We start from the raw sequence: 18,379 nt of genomic DNA on the forward strand, positions 1-18,379 counted from the left end.
TTAGCGCTCCTCAAGAACAGGCTTGACCTTCTGGCCCGGCAGGTAAGCAGCCATTGGCATGACCAGAACACGCAAGGAGCCCTCTTCCACCAGATTTTCAGGTGGGCGTACCACCACATGGCCGTCGTTACGGAACAGCGCGCGGGCTTCAAACCGGCGCAAGAGGTCGTTTTCGTCGGCATACCAGACAAAGCCATTTGGGGTTAGCGCGCTCTCCGGTATTTCCAGTGTGTTGTCGACCGCCTGTCCCGGCAGAGCGACGGTTACAAACTGGCCCGGCAATGCCCCTTGGTTTTCGGTGCCGTCCACTTCCAGAAACAGTTGATACCGGCGGCTTTCCCGATCCAGAAACCCACCTCCGCTCTGCACGGTCGCTGTTCCGATAAACGCACCGCTCTCATCCAGAATGCGGGCACGGCTGTCGCTCCAACGTTTGTCAAGCAGCGCCCATTGGCGCGCGTCCAGAGAAACATGGATGTCGAGTTGGCTGTCATCCAGAAGCGTGAACAGGGTGTCCCCTGCCGATACGCTCTGGCCGATGCTCACAGAACGGCTGGTGATGATGCCATCAAACGGGGCGGTAATCGTCGTGGAGTCCACATCATATTGCGCCGAAGCAACGCGGCGCTTTGCTGCTTCTACGGCGCTTTCAGCCACTTGCACCTCAGGAAGGTGTATGGCCATTTCCGGTGGGTTTTCATTGGGACGGCTGGCGCGCCAGTCGTTTTCGGCAATGCGGCTCTTGTTGCGCTTTTGGCGCAATGTGAACTCTGCGTTGGCCAACTCGTATTGTGCATTGGCAAGCTCAGCGTTGTAGGGGGCTTGTTCAAGGCGCACCATCTGCGTGCCCTTGGTCACACGCTTGCCCGCAAGAGCCTGCATTGAGACGCTGCGCACCGTGCCTGAAACGCGTGCCTTGAGGTCAATGGACCAACGCGGGTCCACTTCCGCGAACACGGAAACATATCCCTGATGCCGAGTGATGTTTGCGGGCACCACGCTCACAAGTGGCCTGGATTCCTCCTGAGTTTCGTCCTCAGCTACTTCCGGTTCGTCTTCCTGCATTGAAAGAAATGCCAAGACGCCACCCAACACCATGAAAGCCGCAAGCAGCCACAAGAGACGCTTTGCCATTTTTTTCTCCTAGAACCCGATTCTTGCCCCTGTGGAACGGTAGGCGAGCAAATCTGCTCATGAATTGACCTAGACAGTGGTGAGGTGAGTTGTCCTCAGGGCTTCTAATTTTCGAGACATACTTGTATCATAATAACAATATATGATACAAGTATGTCTCATAAAATTCTCTCGCTCGATAGGCTCCAATGACGCAGCAGGACAAACGCATCGTACAATCCAGAAATGCCCTCATTAGCGCAGGGCGGCAGTTGTTGCTCAAAAATCCAGGCGCGTCTTTAAGTGAGGTTGCAAAGTTCGCAGGGGTTGGGCGGGCCACGCTTTATCGGCATTTTGCCACGCGCGATGCGTTGATACTGGCTGTGTTCATTGACTCTCTGGAGGTACTGGCGGCAGAGATCGCCGCTTTGGAGGCAACCGGGCAGCGCGGTCGAGAGGCCATCGTGGCCTTGGTTGCAGCGCTCCTGCCAAAGGCTGAACACTTTCGTTTTGTTGGCGTGCATTGGGATGAACTTGCGCCCAAGGTTCTCAGCGCTCAGGAGCTCGCGGAGCGGGACAAGGAGATGGTTCAGTTCATTGTCGAGGCGCAGGCCGAGGGCGTCTTGCGCCCGGATCTGCCGCCAGAATGGATCGGATCAACCGTTGATGCATTGCTGTTCACGGCGTGGGAGTTGCGCGCAGGCGGCAAGGTGACCGATGAACAAGCGCTTCAGATCGTACTGACCACCCTTTTTGAAGGCGTCGGCCCAAGGTAGATGTTCCGGCCCCGCAGGGCCGAAACATCCCGGTGGCGTTAATGAGAGGGTGTTTCAAGCTGGTTTTCAAAGCGCAAACAACTTGGAATGTGTCTTGAGTTTTTGCTCCTGGAAAATTTCTTCTGCTGCAGACCCCTCGCCAAGGCACCGCTGTCAGGTCGACCGGGGCAGAGACGTCCAGTTCGACTGAAAACAGGTCGGATGAAAAGCGAATGCGCAACGGGTGAAATGGCGGTCTCTGCGCGTTTCCACGTAGCGTTGAGTGCAGGCTTGGGCCTTTGATGTGATCCTGATTCACTCAAAACAGGTGAACTGCCCACAACAGATGAAAATTATTTGAAATATATTAGACCTGTTCAAAGTTGCAGCAGTGAGGTGGGATTGCACTCAGTGCGCGTATTCTCGAACTTGAGTTTTACTTTGGTGGCCCCAGTCGAGGTATTGGCTCGTGAGATATTAACTAGCGGAACTCACTCGAAAAATCCTGTTCCCTGAAATTTCAGAGGTAGCGTATGGCTCAACAAAACACCTAGATATTGACCCGCTGTAATTCAGTGGTCATAAAGATTCCCTAAGGTCAGAGTTTCTCCCTAGCAGTGATATATAAGTAGGAAAACGATTGCGCAAACGTTTGTCTGGGGTTTTAATGCCTCCAACGACACGATTCATGATCTGTTTGGGAGCGGCCCTCATGAGAAAAAGCGTTCTTCAAAACGCACCTATTTCCGACATCATTTCCCGCATGGGCCATGGCGATGGCATCTGCGTGGGTGATGCAGGCCTGCCAATTCCAGCAGGTACCGAGCGGATCGATCTTGCGGTCCGTCGTCACTTGCCTGGCATGCTTGATGTGGCCGAGACCATTGGTGGTGAGCTTCAGATCGAACGTGTTCTGATCGCGAAAGAAATGGTCGAGCAACAGCCCGACTACCACGCGGAAGTCATGGCGTTCATAGCGCGCATTGCGGATGCGCAAGGCACCGACATTGCCGTCGCCACTACTTCCCATGATGATTTCAAGAAAGAAACAGCAAGTTGTAAGGCCGTTGTGCGCACCGGGGAGTGTACTCCTTACGCAAACGTCATTTTCTACGCTGGCGTTTCGTTTTAAGTCGTAACGACCAAACTTGCAGCTTGGGAGGGTAAGCGGAAGTGTCGGCCCTATTAGAACTTAAAGACATCAAGAAGTCCTTTGGCGCGGTTCATGTTCTCAAGTCCGTTGGTCTTGAGATCCATCCGGGCCGGGCTGTTGGCCTCGCCGGCGAGAACGGTGCGGGCAAGTCAACCCTGATGAAAATCATTGCAGGCATTTATGCACGAGATGCTGGCACCATCACCTACAAGGGTGAAACGGTAAACTACACCAGTGCCCGTCAGGCCATTGATGATGGCATCGCAGTGATCCACCAGGAGCTAAACCTCCTGCCAGGCCTCAGCGTTGCTGAAAACATTTTCCTTGGGCGCGAGCCAACGAAGCTTGGAAAGATCCAGTGGGACTACGTTAAGTCCGAGTCCAAGAAGTGGCTTGAGGCGCTCAAGCAGAACATCGACCCTGCCGCGCCCCTGGGTTCCCTCAGCATTGCTCAGCAGCAAATGGTTGAGATCGCACGGGCCCTGTCGCTCAACGCGGAAGTCATCATCATGGATGAGCCGACGGACGCCTTGACCGATATTGAAGCCAAGATCCTGTTTGAGGTCGTGGCTGACCTAAAAGCGCAGGGCAAAGGCCTCGTCTTCATCTCTCACCGTCTGGCAGAGATCTTTGAGATTTGTGAGGACATCGCCATTCTGCGCGACGGTCAGATGGTCCACACCGGCCCAACCGCCGAGATTACGGAAAATGATCTGATCCGGCACATGGTGGGCCGCGAACTTTCCGACCAGTATCCATTCGTTCCGGCAAAGCCCGGTGACATTCGGCTAGAGGTCGAAAAACTTTCAGCAAAAGGCTTCCACGAAGTTTCCTTTAGCGCAAGGGCGGGTGAAGTGGTTGGCTTTTCCGGACTGGTGGGCGCCGGCCGGACCGAATTGGCCAAGGCCATATTCGGAGCCAACCACGTCACAAGTGGCACCATCAAGATTGATGGGAAAGCAGTGACGATCTCCAACCCACGTCAGGGCATTGCCAATCACATTGGCTATGTGACAGAGGACCGGAAGTCCGAAGGCCTCATTCAGATGCATCCGGTCGGCTCCAACATGTCGCTGACCGGCATTGCCAAGTTCACCAATGGCATGGGCATGGTGAACCGCAAGTCTGAAGAGATCACCATTGACGAGTTCATCAAGGCGTTCAGCATCAAGACACAAGGTGGCGCAAGTCTGGTGCAGAACCTGTCCGGTGGTAACCAGCAGAAGGTCTCCATCGCCAAATCGCTGATCCCCGGACCGCGCATCCTGATCCTTGATGAGCCAACCCGCGGTGTCGACGTCGGCGCCAAACGGGAAATTTACTCACTCATCAACACGCTCAAGGCCGAGGGTCTGTGCATACTCCTGATTTCCTCCGATATGCCTGAGCTTTTGGGCATTTCAGATCGGATTCTGGTGCTTTCCAGCGGAAAGCTGACCGGTGAATTCTCTCGGGACGAAGCCGACCAGGAAAGCATCATGCGCTGCGCTGTAGCGGGCCAGTAAGCGCGCAGAAAACGGGTAGGAACCATGAACGTTAAACAATTCGCAAGCGACAACAAATCGCTGATTGGCCTTCTGCTATTGATGGCAATCGTTTCGGTGATCAATGCCAACTTCCTTGGCGTTGACAACATGCTGAACATCCTGCGTCAGACCTCAATCAACGCTGTGATTGCGATGGGCATGACCTTTGTAATCATCACGGCTGGTATTGATCTGTCAGTGGGCTCAATCCTTGCCTTTGCGGGCGCCGTCTGCGCCAGTCTGATCGGCATGGACACCCCCTTGGTGCTGGCCTTGTTTGCCACATTGCTGGTGGGCGCGGCGCTTGGCGCAACCAGTGGCGTCATCATCGCGTATGCCGGGGTGCAGCCTTTCATTGCCACACTTGTTGGTATGACCATGATCCGCGGTGCAACCCTGGTTTATACTGAGGGTCGCCCAATCTCGACCGGCAGCTTCGACGTTGCAGAGAGCTTTTATCAGTTCGGTGCGGGCTATACCTTTGGTTTGCCTAACCCTGTGGTCGTCGCAGCGGTCGTGTTAATCATCTGTTGGTTTATTCTTACACACACCAAGTTGGGTAGGTATGTTTACGCTATTGGCGGCAACGAAAACGTAGCACGTTTGTCCGGCGTAAATGTAAGAGCTGTCAAAATTACCGTCTACGCTATCAGTGGCACGCTGGCAGCTCTGGCGGGGATCATTCTGACCGCTCGCTTGGAGTCAGCTCAGCCTACAGCAGGTCTGGGTTACGAGTTGGATGCCATCGCCGCAGTCGTTCTGGGAGGAACCAGCCTCATGGGCGGCCGTGGTCGAATTATTGGCACCATCATCGGTGCGCTGATTATCGGCGTGCTGAACAACGCCCTGAACATCATGGATGTATCATCTTACTACCAGATGATCGCCAAGGGCGCTGTGATCCTTCTCGCGGTTGTTGTTGACAGCCGTGGCAAGGCAAATGGTTAGGTCACGTAGGCCACTTCATCGGGAGATTGAAATGAAGAAACTACTTGGAATCGCCGTCGGTACAGCAATGCTGTTGGGCTCCACCGCTCATTCAATGGCAGCTGACACCATGGCACTGGTTGTCTCCACCCTGAATAATCCATTCTTCGTCACCCTCAAGGACGGTGCTGAAGCCAAGGCTCAGGAAATGGGTTACGAACTGCTTGTTCTCGACAGCCAGAACGATCCAGCCAAAGAACTTGCCAACGTTGAAGACGTTCTGAACAAGGACATCAAGATCCTTCTCATCAACCCAACCGACTCTGACGCAGTTTCCAGCTCGATCCGCGCTGCAAACCGCAAGGAAATTCCGGTTGTTACCCTGGACCGTGGCGCGTCCCGTGGTGAAGTTGTCTCTCACGTTGCATCCGACAACGTTCTGGGCGGCGAAATGGCCGGTAAGCTGATCGCTGAAAAGCTTGGCGGTTCCGGTAAGGTTGTAGAGCTGGAAGGCGTACCAGGTACGTCAGCTGCTCGTGACCGTGGTGAAGGCTTCAACAAGGCAGTTGCAGCAGTGGAAGGCATCGAAGTTGTTGCCAGCCAGCCAGCTGATTTTGACCGTACCAAGGGTCTGAACGTGATGGAAAACATCCTTCAGGCACAGCCAGAGATCAACGCTGTGTTCGCACACAACGATGAAATGGCTCTGGGTGCAGCAAAGGCAATTGAAGCATCTGGTCGCGACATCATCGTGGTCGGCTTTGACGGCACCAATGACGGCGTTGCAGCGGTAAACGATGGCTCCATGCTGGCGACTGTTGCACAGCAGGCTAGCATGATCGGTGCCATCGGCATCATCACTGCAGACCAGATCCTTAAGGGTGAAAGCGTAGAAGCTTACACTCCTGTTCCACTGAAGCTGGTAACCAAGTAATACATCAGCTAGTGCTGTGATAGATTCGGACCCGGCGCACCGTGCCGGGTCCACCAGACGAGGCGTGGGGAAAGATGGTCAGTATCAAAGATGTAGCTCAAACAGCTGGCGTGTCACCTTCGACAGTTTCTCACGTTATCAATAAGACACGGTACGTGTCCCCATCGACAACCCGACGTGTAGAGCGGGCGATCGACCAGCTCGGCTTCCACCCAAGTACTCTCGCCCGTGCCCTGAAAATGAACCGGACCAACAATCTGGGCATGTTGGTTTCCTCCAGTACGAACCCTTTCTTTGCAGAGGTTGTTCGCGGGGTTGAGGAAGGGTGCTATCAAAACAACTTCAGCCTGATCCTGTGCAACTCGGGCAATGAGATTGACCGGCAGCTCGATAACCTGACCACACTTGTTCAAAAGCGCATTGATGCGCTGGTGGTCATGACAAATCGCTCCGAAGAAAAGTTCAATGAGGCCCTGCAAAAAGTGAAGGGCCTGCCAAAGGTGGTGTTGGATTCAGCGCCGCAGGAACATGCCTGCACGTTGCAGGATGACTCTGTTCTTGGCGGTCGTCTGGCCACCAACCACCTGCTGTCCTGCGGCCTGAAAAAAATAGGCTGCCTGAAGGGCCCGGAAGGCCATCCACGCTCCATCGACCGTCATCGCGGCTATCTTGAGGCCATGTCTGCAGCTGATTTGCCAGTGAACGCCGAATGGAGTGCTTCTGGGCCCCTCACCGTTTCTGGGGGCTACAAAGCCATGTCCCAGATCCTGGAGCGTGGTCAGATGCCAGAAGCCATTTTCGCGTTCAACGATCTCATGGCCATTGGCGCTTACCATGCGATACAGGAGCGAGGCCTGCGTATCCCTGAGGACATTTCTGTTATGGGATACGATGATATTGAATATGCTGGCTACATGACGCCAACACTGACAACAATCAAGCAACCGAGTTTCGAGCTGGGTCTGGAAGCTGCCAGAACGCTGATCGACCACCTGGACAACAAGGTGGACATGCCCCCTGTCATTCAGCTCGTGCCAGAACTCGTCATCCGTCAATCGGTAAGGAAGTAGGAAAGCCATGTCCATCGCGGTTCTAGGCTCCATCAATGTCGACATCATCACGCGTTCAGAGCGTCTGCCAAAGCCGGGCGAGACCCTGCATGGGCAAAGCTATACCACCAGTCTTGGCGGCAAGGGCTGTAACCAGGCCGTGGCAGCACGCAAACTGGGCAGCGACACCACGCTGATTGGCCGGGTTGGCAAGGACAGCTTTGGCCAGCTTGCACTTGATAACCTGCGGGAATTTGGCGTGCCTCTGACGGATGTCATGGTGGATGAGAACACGGCTACCGGGATTGCCGTGATTGGCGTTGATGCGAATGCGGAAAACAGCATCACGGTGATCGGCGGTGCCAACATGGCCGTGGATTCATCTGATGTGGCGCGCACCAGATCGGTGATTGAAGAAGCCAAGATCCTGATGATTCAGCTGGAAGTGCCGGTTGAGACTTGCCTTGAAGCGGCGGCCTTGTGCCGGGCAGCCGGGGGAACGGTGATCTTTGATCCGGCTCCAGCGCCTGCCCATGGGCTGCCTGCGGGCTTCCTTGAAAACGTTGATGTGGTTACGCCCAATGAGACCGAAACTCATATCCTGACCGGTATTCTGCCAACCAACGAAGCTGAGGCCCAGCAGGCTGCCGAAAAGTTGCATGCAAAAGGCATATCTGCCGCCATCGTGAAGCTGGGTGCCAACGGGGTGTACTACAGCGGTTATGGTGAGACCGGCTTCATCAAGCCGTTCAAAGTTGAGAGCATCGACAGCGTGGCTGCTGGTGACTGCTTCAATGGCGGTCTTGCACACGCCCTGCATACCGGCTTGCCATTTGGTGAGGCCGTCCGCTACGCTGCGGCCTGCGGCGCGCTTGCAACCACCAAGATCGGCGCTGCCCCTGCCGCGCCTACAGCGGCAGAAGTGGAAGCTCTACTCAATTCACAGTGAGGCCATATCACTGAACCCGAGGAGGACTGGTGTGTGGCGCGCCAGTCCTCTTTTTTGTTTTAAACGCCCAGAATTTCCGCGCCTCCCCTATTGGCCATGCTTTTCTTTGTGGCACAGTGTGGTACACCGCGTTCCGAATGGTGAGAAGGAACAGGATTTCCATGCGTATTGTCGTGATGGGTGTAAGCGGATGTGGCAAGTCCACAGTCGGTCGTGCTTTGGCAGACCGGCTCGGGTTGCCGTATATCGAAGGCGATGCGCTGCATTCCGATGACAACAAACGCAAGATGGCTGAAGGCATTCCACTGACCGATGAAGACCGCTGGCCCTGGCTGGACCAGGTGGGCCATGCTCTTGCTGCGCCCGACCATGGTGCGGTTGCCGCGTGCTCCGCGCTAAAGAAGAGCTATCGTGATCGATTGCGCAGTGCATCCGGTGCTGATCTCAAATTCATTTTCCTTTACGGCTCTCGAGACCTGTTGCAGCAGCGCATGGAAACGCGCGAAGGGCACTTCATGCCGCCCGCGCTGCTGGAAAGCCAGCTTGCCACGCTTGAGAACCCAACTGAAGAGCCCGGTGTGCTGCCGCTTGATGTGGCAGAACATGCTGAAACTCTTGCGGAAAAAGCAGTCCTGTGGCTTGAAGGCGAAGCCGGATAGCAAAGCCTATTAGGTCTAACGGTTCAATTTACGGGTGCTATGGCGGCCGCTAGCCTTCCTTCCAGAAACAGGGAGGGAAGCAAATGGACATACTGGCTTTTGCCAAGGGCGTTTTTGAAGCGCAGCGATTTTCGAAGTTCATTGGAGCGGAACTGACAGGAGCGACACCAACAACTGCTGAAATCACGTTGGCAATTCGGGACGAACTGAAACAGCAGCATGATTTTGTTCATGGCGGTGTGCTGAGCTATCTTGCTGACAATGCAATCACTTTTGCGGGCGGCATTGCCCTTGGCGGCAACGCGTTGACCTCTGAATACAAGATCAACTATGTACGCCCGGCGGTTGGCGAGACGCTGATTGCGCGGGCAAAGGTAGAGGCCTCCGGCAAACGCCAAGCCGTGTGCTCCTGCGCAATCTTTGTTCTGGCCGATGGGGCCGAGAAGGTCTGTGCAATCGCGCAAGGCACTGTGGTTCCAGCGGGTTAGCTCATTTGGTGAGCCGGCGCAGGCCGCGCTTCAATGCCATGATCACCAAGCCGCCAAGGCCGGCGGCAAGGAACAGATAGCCCATGGGGATGAGGAAAAATGGCTCACGCAAGAGCCCGTTTTCGTCGACGGTGCTGCCGATCATTTGAAAGGCCACAACACAACCAACACCGATCAGCGTAAGTATGACGAATACAATTTGAGTTTTGGTCATCAGCTTTGAGCCTCTTCAATCTTGCGGGCGATGCGCGGGTCGTTTGCAAACAACTGGATTGGGAAATCCATGCGCTTGCGTGGACCATCGCAGACCGCCTGAGCACCGCCCTGCTGGATGCGAATGCGCCACGATTGAGCCTGGGTTGGGCCGGGATCTGCAAAGGCGTTGCAGGTGAGAACGGCCACGTTGGCGCGGGCCTCCGGATCGCGAACCGACTGGTAGCGGATCAGCTCCGCACCGTGCTCGCGGGCGGTGTCGGCAAGGGACTGACAGGCGTTATAACTCATTAAATCCAACCACTTGGCTCTTTCGGCAGAGAACGGCGGCACCGTTAAATCAACGGCGACCTGAGTCTCTACCGTGACAGCAAATCCTGTAAATTCTGCGGCATTGTCAGGGTAAGGTGTGGCCGGACTCTCTTGAAAAAACAAAAGGCGGTAGAACACCAGCTCTGCGAGGGCGGTTTCAATGTGCTCGGCAGCGTAATAGACACCCAAGGTCCGCCCTGCCCGGCGGAACCGCGAGCCATGTGGGTATGGGCTGCCATAGCGGAACGGCGTGGAAAGCAAATAGTGCAGGTGCTGACACTCTTGAGGGACCGTCGGTTTGGTCTCCTCCAGAATGTCTTCCAGCAGTTCTTGCTCCTCGACTGTGTCCACCAGCTTCATGGTGGCGAACTGATGCTGGGATTCAACCAGACGCCAGACGGCTTTTGAATAAGGCTTCAGATCAGAGGATTGCACGGCGCGCATCCAGATAGCCTAGAACCTCTACCAAGCCGCTGACGGTTTGCACCTTCTCGATCGGCTTTCCGCCTAAAGCGTTGTTTTCATTGCGCATCCATTCCCGAACTACGTTTGGGTCACCGCCGGAGATGGCGTCCAGAGAACGGAAGACGCGCACGATCAGGGCGGCGAGTTCAAACTCTTTCGAGCCCTCGGGAATGAGCTTTTGCGCGCTCTTGATGCGCGAGATGGAGGCCGGGCTGACGCCAATGGCTTTGCCCAGTCCCTCGGCGGTCATGCCGAGGCGCTCACTTGCCCGCAATACGGCCTTGCTCAGAACCTCCGAGCGCGAAGGCCGAACGGCTGCTGCCTGTAATGATGGGGTCATGATGCCCTCCTTTCACATGAAATATAGAGCATAACATCTTTCATGTGAAGGGTGTGTTTGCGAGCAAGGGAAATCGACCTGCCCGACGGTAGCCGCGTTATGGGCTCCGGTTGAGGCGGTGCGGATGTGGGGTTGCGTTGGGTTGCGCGGATTTGAATGATTTTGAATGAAACGCGTAGATTGTGCGTTGGGGGCGGTCGCCTGGCGTAAAGCCCTAGGATTTACCTGAGAGACCCGCCGCAAGAGCGTCAACGAGTGCGCTTAGCACGAAACCCGCTTGAGGGGACAAGTTAAACTTATCCCCCCGGATGTGGGCGGCGGGTATGGTGAGCACATCGAAAGCAGGTGTGCTTGAAAACCCGAGCGGCCAGACAGCGCCGACAGCGACAGAGGTAGAGCAGCGCCAAAGCCGAGAGCGACAGAGCTGACTGGCGCTGAGGCCGAGAGTGGCTTGAGGCCGCCGGAACGGCTAAACCCGAGCGTTGCCCCAGTTGCGGCCCATGACCAGCAGGATGGTGAGACCGATGGCGCAGAGGATGCCCATGGCCCAGAACGTCCAGACCGGGGAGAGTTCAAACAGCACACCGCTGGCGATGCCCGCACCGGCCACGCAGACGCCGAAATAGGTCTGTGTCATGCCTTGCGCGGTGCCAAGACGTTCGGAGGACACAACGGAGGCGACGTAGCTCATGAGACCCAGATAAAGCATGCCATAGTTCAGCGCGTGCAAGGTTTGCAGGCCCAAAGCCATCCAGAGATCGGTGGCGTAAGGAAACAGGAACCAGCGCAGCACCCCGGCCGCCGCACCAATGAGCATCATGTTGCGTGCGCCAAGGGTGCGCAGGAACCACGCCCCAAACACGAAAACGCCGATCTCGGCCATGGTGCCAGCCGCCCACAACACGCCCACCATGCTGGGCTCGATGCCTGCGTTCAGCCAGAAAATGCTGGCAAAGGAGAAGAACGCACCAAAGGCACCCAGCACCAGCCCGGTGGCCAGCAGCGCAAGGTGAAGCTCCACGCGGCGCAGTTCCTGCGCCTTCCAAAGGGACTCCCGCTTGCCGTGCTGGGGTTTTTCAGAGGGCATGCCCGGCAGCACCGGCGCAATCAACCCGGTGAGCAAGGTGCCGAGCACCAAAAGCCACATCAGGTCTGTGGGGGCATAAAGCGCCACCAGAAAACCACCGACCAGCGTGGAAAGCACATAGAAAGCCGAGCCCACAGCGCGCATGGGGCCATAAGACAGGTTGCGCGTGCGCACGGCCTCATAGGCGTAGGCGTCCATGAGCGGTTGCACCGGCGCGTTGAACAGCGACACCAGCACCATCAGGGCAACGGCCATGAGGTAAACATCCGCCATGATGATGCCGACGAACGCGGCGGCATAGCCGATGCAACACAGGGCAATGGAATGGCGGCGACGCCCGGCGCGGTCGGCCAGGCCGGTGAGAACCGGGCTCGCGATGATGCGCAAGAGGTTTGGCAAGGCCACAATGAAGGCGATCTGAACCGGCGTGAAAGACAGCGCTTCCAGATGCAGCGGGAAATAGGCGTGAAAGAACCCCTGCCCGAAATTCCAAAGGGCGAACATTGCGGAAATGCCGATGCCAATCATCAGTCCGCTTTGAACCTGTGGCGTGGTGGTGGCGCCATCTGTTGAGGTGTATTTGTTCATGCCGACCTGCAGCCTTCTGTATCATTTGCTTCTCGGGCACTGCCACGGCCACGAGCCGATTGCTCATGGGTGACGGGCAGCCGACCGACGATTGCCAAAGAAGCTTGTGCTGTTTTGGAATACGCGAAATGGGGGCTTTAGCGCCCTTTCGACACGCTCATTTGACTGAAACCAAAGTAGAAGCCAATGATTCGTTTGGAAAAGAACTGCGTCACGTTGCGCAAGAATTTGCGCAGGCGGACAAGCGCACTGGTATTTCTAGGGTTGTGAGGCGTAAAGCCTCAAGTGTTTCTTGCGGTTGTTTGGCTTGTTTCTTGAGCAGGCTAAAGGCCGCGCAACGCCTGTGCCCTTTGCGCACAAGCCACAAGAAAACACTGCTTTAGGGAGCGGGCGACAGATTAATTCCTTTGCAGGAACGCCTGTTGCCGTGCATTTCACCCGCAAAACCTGTAGCGCGTTCACAGCGAACCCTTGATTTGGGCCGTTTGTGCTGTTGATGGCGGGACGGCTTGCTTGCGCTGGCTTGCAGCTCGCATAAAAATGGCGGACCAACCGGCAACGGTTGCAGTGTTTCAAACAAAGCATTTTTAACGAGCATTTTTGCGCTTTCTGCCGCCTTGTCCGGCAGGGCGCGCCATGACGATTTGGACCGGGCATGACAGAAAAGAAAACGAAGCAAAACCTTCTGAGCTGGCTGGGGTTCCAGTTCACATTCGAGCCGGACCGCAATCGTTTTGTAGGTACCCTTCTCGGATTCGTTATCTTGCTGTTGGGCGCTCTTCTCATATTGTCTGCGATAGTTGCCGTCATTGGGTTTCTACAGGCCGTTTTTGGCTTCAGTGAAAACCACGAAGCCATTCGCAACATCGGCTTTGTTGTCGCTGCCATTGTTGGTGCGCCCTTCGTGGTCTGGCGCGCGGTCGTGGCGCAAAAGCAAGCTGACACGGCGGAGCAAAGCCACATCACAGACCAGATCAACAAGGCTGTGGCCGGGTTGGGCGCGGAGCGCACCGTGGACCGCATTGGGCGGCCGATCAAGATTGTTGACCGGGTCGGGCTTATTGAAACCGAGCGCACTGAGATTGAATGGCAGGGCAAGCCCCTTGAACTCAACGAAGAAGAAGAGGTGACGGAGAGAGGCGACTGGCAAGTCTTTTCAGAAACTCTGCCCAATCTGGAGGTGCGTATCGGGTCAATCTATGCGCTGGAACGGATCGCGCAAGACAGCCTCCGCGACCATATCCAGATCATGGAAATCCTGACGGCCTACATCCGAGAAAACGGGCCTGCAGGAAAACTAGAGGCACGTTCTATTTTGATGCCTTTGCCAAAGCCGAGAACGGACATTCAAGCGGCCATTGACGTGATTGGCCGCCGAACAGATGAACAAGTGAAGGTTGAGTGGGAGAAAAAGTATAGGCTGGACCTGCGCGAAACCAATCTTTCCGGTGCGAACTTTAAAGGTGGGAAGTTCGAAGGGGCGCTGTTCAACGGAAGCGATTTGCAGAATTGCAGGTTTGGAAACGCAAAACTCAAAGCTGTGCGCATGCGGGGATGCATGCTTAACTATGCTGAGTTCCGTGAGGCGGATTTGACTGGGGCAGTTCTTGATGGAGTTAAAATCACAGCGTTGCAAGGACTGAACGATTCTTATTATGCAGCTGCAGAGGCAAAAGGCCTAACTGTAGCCGGAGCCGATATCTCGGCCATAAGGTTTTTCAGGAATGAGGACAGTGTAAACCCGACGCTAGGAAGCCGGGATACCATCTTGCATGGAAATATTGAGTTGAAGCGCGATCAACACAGTGAAGATATGGAGAAGTTTTTTTACTTAAAACACGACAGAAGAATAGACGACGAGAAGGGAGTACTATCCCGCTTGCAGACCGCAGGGTTGCTTTACTGGAGCCGTTTCGATTGGCGCGACGCGGCGACAGCTATTATGATGCAAAAACTCTGGGATGATCTCGGCCTCAAAGGCTTTCCCTATGAGGATTGACGTTGGTGTGGAGCACTCCGGTGCGGGGGGCTTTTGCTCGTTCCGTTTGCGGTGCTTAGCACTTCGCTTTTTCCGGGGCGTCCGCCCGCTCCGGCGGTCTAGAGCCGCGTTTCGTGGCTTGATCCCTCTCCAACAAGAAAGGCCCCAGTGCGAGGCCTTCTGCGTTGGTTCTTTCAGCACTCAGCTTTCAAAGGCGTAATTCCGGAAGCGGTACAGGCTCTACTGGATCCCGCATCAAGTGCGGGATGACGATTGAGAGGTGGGGCGCGCGGTGCGGGGGGCTCTTGCTCGTTCCGTTTGCTGCACTAGGCACATCGCTTTTTCGGGGCGTCCGCCCGCTCCGGCGGTCTAGAGCCGCGTTTCGTGGCTTACCCGCCCCCCACAAAAATGGCCCCAGCGCGGGGCCTTCTGCGTTGGTTATTTCAGCACTCAGCTTTCAAAGGCGTAAATCCGGAAGCGGGACGGGCTCTACTGGATCCCGCATCAAGTGCGGGATGACGCTAGCGAGGTGGGAAGCGCACGGTGGGATGACGCTGGTGGGGGGAGTGAAGTGCGGTGTGGAATCACACTCATGCGTGTTGAGATTTGGGAGCGGTTCCTCCCCTTTTGCTGTCATGCCGGACAAGGCGAGCGCAGCGAGGCGCTGATCCGGTATCCAGAGGTGCGTGGGTGTGGAGAGAGGCTCTACTGGATCCCGGCTCGAGGGCCGGGATGACGGAGGTGGGTTGGGAAGCGCGGTGCGGGATGACGCCGAGGGGTGGGAAGTGCGGTGCGGGGTGACGCAGGAGAAGGTGGAACGCACAGTGCGATGGGAGTGCAATGATCGTCGTCTTTGCATCGTGACAGTAAATGCGCGGTGCTCATGAGATTTTCCGCGCTCACCGCATACCCTAACTGTCATACCGGACAAGGCGAGCGCAGCGAGGCGCTGATCCGGTATCCAGGGGAGCGGTCGTTTGGGGAGGCCGGGCGGCTGGATCCCGCATCAAGTGCGGGATGACGGGGGTGGGGTTGGGACGCGCGGTGCGGGATGACTGGCTGGATCCCGGCTCGGGGGCCGGGATGACGGAGGTGGGCGCATGGTAGGCGCAGTGCGGGATGACGGTGGTGGGTATGGTAGGCGCCGTGCGGGATGACGCTGAGGGGTGAAAGGCGCAGGGTGCTAAGTGCAGGCCGGGTTGGTTGGTGGAGGGAGAGAAAACCCCAACCTGGCGCGGGCCAGATTGGGGTGATGTGGTGCTTTTAAAACAAGCGCTTAGGCAACGGCCTTTTCAAGGATCTCGCGGGAGCGGTCCAGGGTGATGGACTGGTTCTCGCCCAGCTGCACCATCTGGTGGCGCTCCAGCTGCTCCACAACGGCGTTGACTGCTTCTTCGCGGGTGCCGGTGTATTCTTCCAGCTGGGTCTTGACGTTCAAAGAGTGGTAGAACTTTTCAATGGCCTGAACGGTGCGTTCCGCCAGATCGTCGCCCTCTTCCAACGCGAAGACGTTGCGGCCCATCTGCTCAAGCTTGGCCTGCTTGAATTCCATCTGGTTGCGCAGAAGCCATGGCTGGATGATGGCAAGCGAGCGGCCATGGTCCACGCCGTAGAGCGCTGTAAGCTCGTGGCCGATCATGTGGGTTGCCCAGTCATGGGGCACGCCGGTGCCGATGAGGCCGTTGAGGGCCTGATTGGCGGTCCACATCAGGTTGGCGCGCCACTCGTCGCTGTCGCGCTTGTCAAAGTCGTTGGCCAGTGACAGCAGCGTGCGCAGAAGCGTTTCGGCATAGCCGTCCTGAACCTTGGCCGCGTGGGGCCTTGTGAGGTACTGCTCACAGATGTGAACCCATGCATCCACAAGGCCGTTGACCACCTGATTTTCTGGCAGGGTCTTCATCACGTCTGGGTCCATGACCGCGAACTTCGGCTGCACGGCTGGAGACATGAACGCCAGCTTGTCCTGGGTTTCGCCGCGGGTGATGACCGCGCCCTGGTTGGACTCGGAACCGGTTGCCGGCAGGGTCAGGATCGCGCCGAGCGGCAGTGCGTCGGTGACGGTGTGCTTGCGCTCCATGATGTCCCAACCAGCGCCGTCATACTTGGCCGCAGCGGCCACATACTTGGAGCCGTCGATGACCGAGCCGCCGCCCACTGCGAGGATGAAGTCGATGCCCTGCTCCTTGCAAAGAGCCACTGCCTTGTCCAGCGTTTCAGCCCGGGGGTTTGGCTCAACGCCTGAGAACTCCACCCATGTGTGGCCGGAAAGCGCTTCCTTGACCTGATCATAGACGCCGTTGCGCTTGATGGAACCGCCGCCGTAGATGACCAGAACTTTCTGATCTGCAGGAATGGCGTCCTTGATGCTTGCAATCTTGCCCTGACCGAATTCGATGCGGGTTGGGTTTGCATAGGTGAATTGCATGGAGCACTCCATTTGTTTGCTCAGTTGACACAGTGCTCTGGAAGCAAGGTTCCAGAGGCTGCTGTTGTATCCGGCGCTTTGCTCATTTCATGAGAGCAAAGGCCGATGGGTGTCGGGCACCCGCTATTGCTGAAGGGCGGGTGCGGGTTATCACATTTGTGCAGGGCTCGGCAGGAAGTGTCCCATCTCCCTGTGTACTGGGAAGCTGGAGTGGCGGCGCAATTGCGCGGCTATCCTTGGGTATTTCCTTTGTGGCCCGTGATCATGTGAGCGAAACTTAAGAGCCGCTGCCGGAATTTGCGATACAGGATCCTGCAGATGATTTGCATGATTCTGCCTTGAGGCATATTTTTGTTGTAGGGCTGAAGGCAACATGGCAAACCGGAGGAAACGCAACACACCATGGCCGAACAGATGCAGGAACCTTACAAAGTATTCGAACAACTTGATGGAGATGGCGTTCTGTGCGCGCCCGTTCAAGGGGTTTCCATCTTCAGAATGTCCCGCGTTCATCCGGAAACGCCGATGATGTACCATGTGGGCCTGACCTTCATGATTTCCGGGCGCAAGGCGGGGGTGTTTGGCGGCAAACGGTTTGAATATGGCCCGGACCATGGGCTGCTTGTTTCAACCCCCTACCCCATTGCCTGCGAGGCGCTGTGTTCGCCGCAAGAGCCCATTCGCGGCATGCACATTGAGCTGGACATGCCCCAGCTTCGAGCGCTGCTGGATGAGCTGGACGAACTTTCCGCCCCCTCGGCGAACGCAAGTCGGGAAGACCTGGGCGTCACCACATTCCCCATGACGCCAGAGATTGCCGCCAGCCTGCGCCGTTTATGCGAGGCGCTTGGCGATGAACGCCACAGCAGCATTTTAGGCCCTTCACTGGTGCGAGAGCTGCTCTACTGGATGCTGTACACGGAGGCCGGTTCCACCTTGCGGGCGTTTGCCACACGGGAGACGGTGAGCAACCGGCTGGCCAAGGCGGTGGATTACATCAACGCCAACTACCCGGAAAAGATACAGGTTGAGGACCTGGCCAGCCTTGCGGGCATGAGCGTGTCGTCCTTCCACCGGGCGTTCAAGAGAACGGTGTCTGACGCGCCGCTGCAATACATCAAGAAAGTGCGCCTGACCAAAGCCAAGTCGCTCATTGTGCGGCATGGGGAGAGCGCGGGACAGGCCGGGCTCAAGGTGGGCTATGACAGCGCGGCTCAGTTCAGCCGGGAGTTCAAGCGCTACTTCGGCGTCTCCCCCAGCCAAGCGGGCGAGCTGTCCTACTCGGAGTTCGAGTAGAAGCTGAGGGCAGTAACCGCTTCGAGTGCGCCGGCCGCGGTGGTGGATCCCGCATCAAGTGCGGGATGACGGTGGCGAGGTGGGAAGCGCACGGTGGGATGACTGACTGGATCCCGGCTCGG

The 18,379-nt window shown here is 56.6% G+C and carries 17 protein-coding genes; 11 read left to right on the forward strand and 6 right to left on the reverse strand.

Features of this window, described 5'->3' with window-relative positions; genetic code table 11:
- Nucleotides 1-1,134, reverse strand: coding sequence for an efflux RND transporter periplasmic adaptor subunit (locus PUV47_RS12960; protein WP_274218990.1), 1,134 nt, complete (start codon nucleotides 1,132-1,134; stop codon nucleotides 1-3).
- A gap of 254 nt (nucleotides 1,135-1,388) precedes the next feature.
- On the opposite strand from PUV47_RS12960, the gene PUV47_RS12965 reads away from it, so the two are divergent.
- The 9 genes from PUV47_RS12965 to PUV47_RS13005 all read left to right on the forward strand — a co-directional run bounded on the left by PUV47_RS12965 (nucleotide 1,389) and on the right by PUV47_RS13005 (nucleotide 9,553).
- Nucleotides 1,389-1,889: a TetR/AcrR family transcriptional regulator gene (locus PUV47_RS12965; RefSeq protein ID WP_274218991.1), complete on the forward strand. Its 501-nt coding sequence runs from the start codon at nucleotides 1,389-1,391 to the stop codon at nucleotides 1,887-1,889.
- A gap of 691 nt (nucleotides 1,890-2,580) precedes the next feature.
- Nucleotides 2,581-3,000 carry a D-ribose pyranase gene (gene rbsD / locus PUV47_RS12970; protein WP_274218992.1) on the forward strand — a complete coding sequence of 140 codons (420 nt, stop codon included), beginning with the start codon at nucleotides 2,581-2,583 and terminating at the stop codon, nucleotides 2,998-3,000.
- 41 nt (nucleotides 3,001-3,041) lie between these two features.
- The gene (locus PUV47_RS12975) at nucleotides 3,042-4,526 is read left to right on the forward strand and encodes a sugar ABC transporter ATP-binding protein (protein ID WP_274218993.1); all 1,485 of its coding nucleotides are present in this window, start codon (nucleotides 3,042-3,044) and stop codon (nucleotides 4,524-4,526) included.
- 24 nt (nucleotides 4,527-4,550) lie between these two features.
- Nucleotides 4,551-5,495, forward strand: coding sequence for a ribose ABC transporter permease (gene rbsC / locus PUV47_RS12980; RefSeq protein ID WP_274218994.1), 945 nt, complete (start codon nucleotides 4,551-4,553; stop codon nucleotides 5,493-5,495).
- Between the two features lie 31 nt (nucleotides 5,496-5,526).
- Nucleotides 5,527-6,408 carry a ribose ABC transporter substrate-binding protein RbsB gene (gene rbsB, locus PUV47_RS12985; RefSeq protein WP_274218995.1) on the forward strand — a complete coding sequence of 294 codons (882 nt, stop codon included), beginning with the start codon at nucleotides 5,527-5,529 and terminating at the stop codon, nucleotides 6,406-6,408.
- Between the two features lie 74 nt (nucleotides 6,409-6,482).
- A complete protein-coding gene (locus PUV47_RS12990; protein ID WP_274218996.1) occupies nucleotides 6,483-7,478 on the forward strand; it encodes a LacI family DNA-binding transcriptional regulator in 996 nt (331 codons plus the stop codon).
- Between the two features lie 7 nt (nucleotides 7,479-7,485).
- A complete protein-coding gene (gene rbsK, locus PUV47_RS12995; RefSeq protein WP_274218997.1) occupies nucleotides 7,486-8,406 on the forward strand; it encodes a ribokinase in 921 nt (306 codons plus the stop codon).
- Between the two features lie 161 nt (nucleotides 8,407-8,567).
- Nucleotides 8,568-9,065, forward strand: a complete 498-nt coding sequence (locus PUV47_RS13000; protein WP_274218998.1) for a gluconokinase — start codon at nucleotides 8,568-8,570, stop codon at nucleotides 9,063-9,065.
- 83 nt (nucleotides 9,066-9,148) lie between these two features.
- On the forward strand, nucleotides 9,149-9,553 hold the full coding sequence (locus PUV47_RS13005; RefSeq protein ID WP_274218999.1) for a PaaI family thioesterase: 405 nt from the start codon (nucleotides 9,149-9,151) through the stop codon (nucleotides 9,551-9,553).
- A gap of 1 nt (nucleotide 9,554) precedes the next feature.
- Here PUV47_RS13005 and PUV47_RS13010 read toward each other — a convergent pair whose 3' ends face one another.
- From PUV47_RS13010 to PUV47_RS13025, 4 genes are all read right to left on the reverse strand, one after another.
- Entirely contained in the window at nucleotides 9,555-9,767 is a 213-nt protein-coding gene (locus PUV47_RS13010) for a DUF3955 domain-containing protein (protein WP_274219000.1), read from the reverse strand.
- Nucleotides 9,767-10,522 carry an RES family NAD+ phosphorylase gene (locus tag PUV47_RS13015; protein WP_425313767.1) on the reverse strand — a complete coding sequence of 252 codons (756 nt, stop codon included), beginning with the start codon at nucleotides 10,520-10,522 and terminating at the stop codon, nucleotides 9,767-9,769. Before PUV47_RS13015 ends, PUV47_RS13010 begins: the two co-directional genes overlap by 1 nt.
- Nucleotides 10,500-10,883 (reverse strand): MbcA/ParS/Xre antitoxin family protein, encoded by a 384-nt coding sequence (locus PUV47_RS13020; RefSeq protein WP_274219002.1) that lies wholly within the window; start codon nucleotides 10,881-10,883, stop codon nucleotides 10,500-10,502. Before PUV47_RS13020 ends, PUV47_RS13015 begins: the two co-directional genes overlap by 23 nt.
- A 469-nt stretch (nucleotides 10,884-11,352) precedes the next feature.
- Complete coding sequence (locus tag PUV47_RS13025; RefSeq protein ID WP_274219003.1) at nucleotides 11,353-12,558, reverse strand: MFS transporter; 1,206 nt, start codon at nucleotides 12,556-12,558, stop codon at nucleotides 11,353-11,355.
- Between the two features lie 904 nt (nucleotides 12,559-13,462).
- On the opposite strand from PUV47_RS13025, the gene PUV47_RS13030 reads away from it, so the two are divergent.
- The gene (locus PUV47_RS13030) at nucleotides 13,463-14,557 is read left to right on the forward strand and encodes a pentapeptide repeat-containing protein (protein ID WP_274219004.1); all 1,095 of its coding nucleotides are present in this window, start codon (nucleotides 13,463-13,465) and stop codon (nucleotides 14,555-14,557) included.
- Nucleotides 14,558-15,812: 1,255 nt separating this feature from the next.
- Here PUV47_RS13030 and PUV47_RS13035 read toward each other — a convergent pair.
- Nucleotides 15,813-16,961 carry an iron-containing alcohol dehydrogenase gene (locus PUV47_RS13035; protein ID WP_274219005.1) on the reverse strand — a complete coding sequence of 383 codons (1,149 nt, stop codon included), beginning with the start codon at nucleotides 16,959-16,961 and terminating at the stop codon, nucleotides 15,813-15,815.
- Between the two features lie 402 nt (nucleotides 16,962-17,363).
- Here PUV47_RS13035 and PUV47_RS13040 point away from each other — a divergent pair, with 402 nt between their 5' ends.
- The gene (locus PUV47_RS13040; protein ID WP_274219006.1) at nucleotides 17,364-18,257 is read left to right on the forward strand and encodes an AraC family transcriptional regulator; all 894 of its coding nucleotides are present in this window, start codon (nucleotides 17,364-17,366) and stop codon (nucleotides 18,255-18,257) included.
- Nucleotides 18,258-18,379: the final 122 nt, after the last annotated feature.

It is taken from the genome of Pseudovibrio exalbescens (genome assembly GCF_028737195.1).
Classification (GTDB): domain Bacteria; phylum Pseudomonadota; class Alphaproteobacteria; order Rhizobiales; family Stappiaceae; genus Pseudovibrio; species Pseudovibrio zosterae.